The organism is Candidatus Brocadia sapporoensis (assembly GCF_001753675.2).
Taxonomy (GTDB): domain Bacteria; phylum Planctomycetota; class Brocadiia; order Brocadiales; family Brocadiaceae; genus Brocadia; species Brocadia sapporoensis.
This window is the reverse complement of sequence record NZ_MJUW02000089.1, coordinates 1-4,393: the sequence shown is the minus strand read 5'-3', so window position 1 is coordinate 4,393 and position 4,393 is coordinate 1. Positions and strand designations below refer to the sequence as shown.

Below are 4,393 nucleotides of genomic sequence, written 5' to 3'. Positions count from 1 at the left end.
AATATTTTGATCACCCATAGTGTTTGTGAGCGAATGTACGCTGAATAGTTACGAAGATTCGCCAATGGTGAATTCTTTGAGCATGGGGATAATCCCTATATTACCTCCTCCATGCATGCTATTTTTATTGGCACAGAAGTTTTTCAAAAAACGAAAGTGATACGACTTTTTAATATGAGAAACGATGTGCCTCGTCACCTTCTCAACGCTTACGTGGGGCAGCCAAAAAGAACGTCTTGTAAAAGAGGGTGTTCTATCCGTACGTGTTTTGGCTGGGATGAACATTCGATAACGAAGATCAAAATTAACTTGAATATTTTTAAGAGATTTGTTATATAGGCGGGCTAAACAATTTCAAGTTCACCGCAAGCCTTTACGGTTTCTGTGGGACGAAAAAGGGGATATCTATTTTATATCAGGAAAATAATAAACGGAGGAAAACGAATGAATACAAAATGGAAAAATAAACTCTTTTGTGCGGGATTCATGGCTGCTATGGCATGGACGGTTACGGTATCCGCGCAGGACAAGCCAGCGGACAATATGCAAATACTTGTTGACAAGGTGCGCGCAGACAAAAAACTCATTGTTGCGGATAATATGCAACTTACGGAGAATGAAGCAAAGGGCTTCTGGCCTATCTATAGTCAGTATCAGGACGAACTATTTCTGATTCGCGCACGCTCCGCGAAATTGATCAGCGACTACCGGAATGCCTATAACAATAATGCTATGACGGAGGACGTTGCCAGGACGCTGCTGGATGAGTATATAAACATTGAGAGCCTGACGCTGAAGCTCCGCAAAAAATACATCTCCAAGTTCCGCGAAGTGCTCCCCGAGACTAAAGTGGTGCGCTACTACCAGATTGAGAACAAGATACAGGCGGCGCTTTATTATGAATTTGCGGTAGGCATACCACTCATAAAACTGGATAAATAATCATTTAAAAAGGAGAATACAACCATGAAACACGTTCGTTTGACCGTCATTCTTTTCGTGCTTGCTTTTGCTGCAGGCGTCTGTGCGTATGAAAATCAAGCCGGAGCGGCCACCGCTCATGAAATCGACCTTAAGACCAAAATGACCCTGAATAATCTATATGCAAATTCACCGGCTGCAAAAGCGCTGGGAGAAAAGGCAGTCGGCATCCTCGTTTTCCCAAGCGTTGTCAAGGGAGGATTTATTGTCGGCGGACAATATGGTGAAGGCTCTCTGCTGAAAAATGGAAGAACTGTTGGATATTACAATACCGTTCAGCTTTCCTACGGACTGCAAGCCGGCGGGCAAAAATACGGATATGTGCTGTTTTTCATGAGCGAGTCTGCAATGTCCTGGCTCAACAAGAGCGACGGCTGGGAGCTTGGGGTTGGTCCAAGCATTGTAGTCGTGGACATTGGCGCAGCAAAAGCGTTGACAACCACAACTGCACAATCCCAGATCTATGCGTTTTTCGTCGATCAGAAAGGATTGATGGCTGGACTTGGCCTGCAGGGCACAAAAATTACGAAGATTAACAAATAAAGCATTTGCTACGATGTTGTAGAGGAGGGGGTATTCACGCAATGGGCTGCGCATATACCCCCCCTTTAATCGTTGCCCTCCTCTTAGTACGTTTAACCGGCGTCATCATCACGTAAAACATATGCCGGTGACTGACTGGCGAGACAGCCTACCAAGGCTGAGCGGGCGTTCTTAACGATAAGCGAAGTAACGGAGATTGGCTTTTATCAGGTGTACTCTACCAGAGAGGAGCTTCAAATTTTCTGTTCCTGTCCTGCTCATCCGAAAATCCTCCTACCGAAAGGGGATTTTCGGATGGGTGAAAAATCGCTGGATTTTTGTCTATTAAAACCCAGCCTAATTAATAGAGGTGCCTCTCCGAACGCAGGGTAATATCCTGGACATGATACCTGCAACGGATAAAAAGAGGAATTCGTATGATATGCAAAGGTTGGTTTTCCAGCGCATGGTGCCTTCTCCTGGCCGCCGGTCTTGCAGGTTGCATCAGCATTGGACCACGATTCCTGGCGCGTGACCGGTTTGATTATACCACGGCCATTTCTGATTCATGGATGGATCAGATGCTTTTGAATATCGTAAAAATCCGCTATGCAGACGCCCCTGTTTTTCTGGATGTAACCTCTATTATCAGTCAGTATGCGCTGGATAGTGCTATCAGTCTGAACAGTTCCTTGAGCAGCCCTAAAGAGGGATTTGGCGGAGGAAATATCCTGGGTATCGGAGGAGTCGGACGATACTTTGATCGCCCCACCATTACCTTCAGCCCGATGACAGGAGGAAAATTTGCCCAGAAACTGATGAATCCCATTCCGCCCCCTTCTCTCCTCAGTATGGTTCAAAGCGGTTTTCCCATCGATCTCGTTTTCAGGCTCTGCATACACGCCATTAACGGGACACAAAATCGTTTCGGAGGGGGAGTGAGGACGCGTCCGGCAGATCCGGAGTTTTATCCTTTGCTTGAGCGGATGAGAAAGGTCCAGACTGCCGGGGTTATGGGGATGCGGATTAAAAAACACGGCGCCGAAGAGGCGACTCTCGAGCTCTTTTTCCGTGAGAAGGTAGATCCCGCTTTAGAGGCGGACGTCCTCACCACCCGAAAGGAACTTGGTCTCGACCCCAACGCGCATGAATTCAGGGTAATCTATGGCTCGTTTTCCACGAATGATAAAGAGATCGCTATCCTTACGCGTTCGGTTTTAGAAATCCTTGCGGATTTGGCTTCGTACATTGAGGTGCCCGATGAGCATGTAGCGGAGAAGCGAGTGTGTCCAACCCTAAAGGATCCACCGGCTGCCGATGCCTCTCCAATGCCTCTGATTCGCATACACAGTTCTCAGGAAAAACCTTTGGATGCCTTCATTGCGATTCCTTACCGGAACCACTGGTTTTGGATTGATGATAGGGACCTGCCATCAAAAAGACTATTTTCCTCGCTCATGCTTGTCTTTACCCTCACGGAGACCGAAAGTAAAGAAGGCGCTCCGATTGTGACAATTCCTGTCGGTGGTTGATATGATGCCGGTTTAAAAAGATAAAATGCAGTAACCGGTCAGGTTTTTTTAAAACTTCCAACAAAAACAGGGTATGGTATACAGCGTAGGGGCAGGTTTGAAACCTGCCTCACAAGACAATAGTATTCATGCTGAAGATTTTTCAAAAAACCAAATGGTACAGCCCTGTTTATTCCCGGGGTTATTTATCGTCACAAGGAGGTACTCTCTATGAAAGAAAGGCTCTTTTTTCCAGGTGCAATTATGATCGTTTTCCTCAGTTTGATACCTCCGGCGATTGCAGAAACAACTTCCATCAGTCAGTTCCGGTCAATTGCTTCCGATAATCAACAGACAGGCTATATCCTGGATCTGTTCGGGATATTTTCCCTTTTCTTCCTCATGCTGGGTCCTATGAAGATTTTAGCCCCGTTTGCTCAGATAACCAGAGACACAGATACAAAATTTCGCCGTAAACTCGCACTCACCGCCAGCCTCGTCTCTGCCACGGCTTGTCTTGCGGCTGCTTTTTTGGGTCAAAGGTCTATGAGATCCCTGCACATTTCACCTCCTGCCATATTGCTTGCGGGGGGGATTATTCTCTTCCTGGTAGCATTACAAATGATCATGCAGATGTATTCGACTTCCTCCCGCGGAGAAAAAACACCATCCCCTCCAACACTCGCTCTGGCAGTTTCTCCCCTCTCGTTTCCTACGATCGTCACCCCCTATGGCATCGCAATTCTCATTATTCTCATGGCAGCGGCTCAGGAATGCACTCGCCAACTTGGCATTCTTGGAATACTCCTGGGAATTATGGTTTTAAATTTCCTTGCAATGCTGTTCGCGCATAAAATAGTAAAGTTTGTTGGCGTCGTTATAACCCTGCAAATCCTCGGCAGTGTGCTCGGTGTACTACAGGTTGCGCTCGGGATACAGATGATTCTTCAAGCCTTAATCAGAATGGGAGTTCCGATATCATGGTAAGCCGGGGCGCCTATACCTTCTGAAGAAGCTTACGGTTGGACAAAATGACCCTAATTGGGAGACTAACATTTAAAACAACGAATTTTACCCATGTTGTCCGGCCAGAAATTTGCGCGTCTTGTTTTGTTGCTCTCGAGAGGTCATTCCCGCATGTTTTTAGCGGGAATCCAGGAAGTTCAGGGTTCACGGGATACCCGATAAAAGCGTTCGGGTATGACAAAACCGTACCTGCGAATTTCTAACCGAACAACACCGAATTTTACGGGTTTTTTCGTAACTATTCAGCGTACATTCGCTCACAAACACTATGGGTGATCAAAATATTGATTCTGTAATCCCGAAGGGATGTCATGATTATAGCATATCGTTATGCAATGACGGTTAACCCTGTA

4 protein-coding genes are annotated in these 4,393 nt (G+C 46.3%); all 4 read left to right on the top strand.

Annotation, left to right across the window (positions count from 1 at the left end; all coding sequences use genetic code 11):
- Window positions 1-444: 444 nt before the first annotated feature.
- On the top strand, window positions 445-942 hold the full coding sequence (locus tag BIY37_RS08375) for a hypothetical protein (RefSeq protein ID WP_070067391.1): 498 nt from the start codon (window positions 445-447) through the stop codon (window positions 940-942).
- Window positions 943-966: 24 nt separating this feature from the next.
- Window positions 967-1,524, top strand: a complete 558-nt coding sequence (locus BIY37_RS08370) for a lipid-binding SYLF domain-containing protein (RefSeq protein WP_070067390.1) — start codon at window positions 967-969, stop codon at window positions 1,522-1,524.
- A 416-nt stretch (window positions 1,525-1,940) separates the two neighbouring features.
- Complete coding sequence (locus BIY37_RS08365) at window positions 1,941-3,035, top strand: hypothetical protein (protein ID WP_070067389.1); 1,095 nt, start codon at window positions 1,941-1,943, stop codon at window positions 3,033-3,035.
- Window positions 3,036-3,245: 210 nt separating this feature from the next.
- Window positions 3,246-4,001: a MarC family protein gene (locus BIY37_RS08360; RefSeq protein WP_070067388.1), complete on the top strand. Its 756-nt coding sequence runs from the start codon at window positions 3,246-3,248 to the stop codon at window positions 3,999-4,001.
- The last annotated feature ends 392 nt before the right edge of the window (window positions 4,002-4,393 follow it).

What these genes read in the sequence shown, in the direction of transcription:
- BIY37_RS08365 (WP_070067389.1), top strand. Translation starts at nt 1,941, where the DNA reads ATGATATGCAAAGGTTGGTTTTCCAGCGCATGGTGCCTTCTCCTGGCC.
- BIY37_RS08360 (WP_070067388.1), top strand. Translation starts at nt 3,246, where the DNA reads ATGAAAGAAAGGCTCTTTTTTCCAGGTGCAATTATGATCGTTTTCCTC.
- BIY37_RS08370 (WP_070067390.1), top strand. Translation starts at nt 967, where the DNA reads ATGAAACACGTTCGTTTGACCGTCATTCTTTTCGTGCTTGCTTTTGCT.
- BIY37_RS08375 (WP_070067391.1), top strand. Translation starts at nt 445, where the DNA reads ATGAATACAAAATGGAAAAATAAACTCTTTTGTGCGGGATTCATGGCT.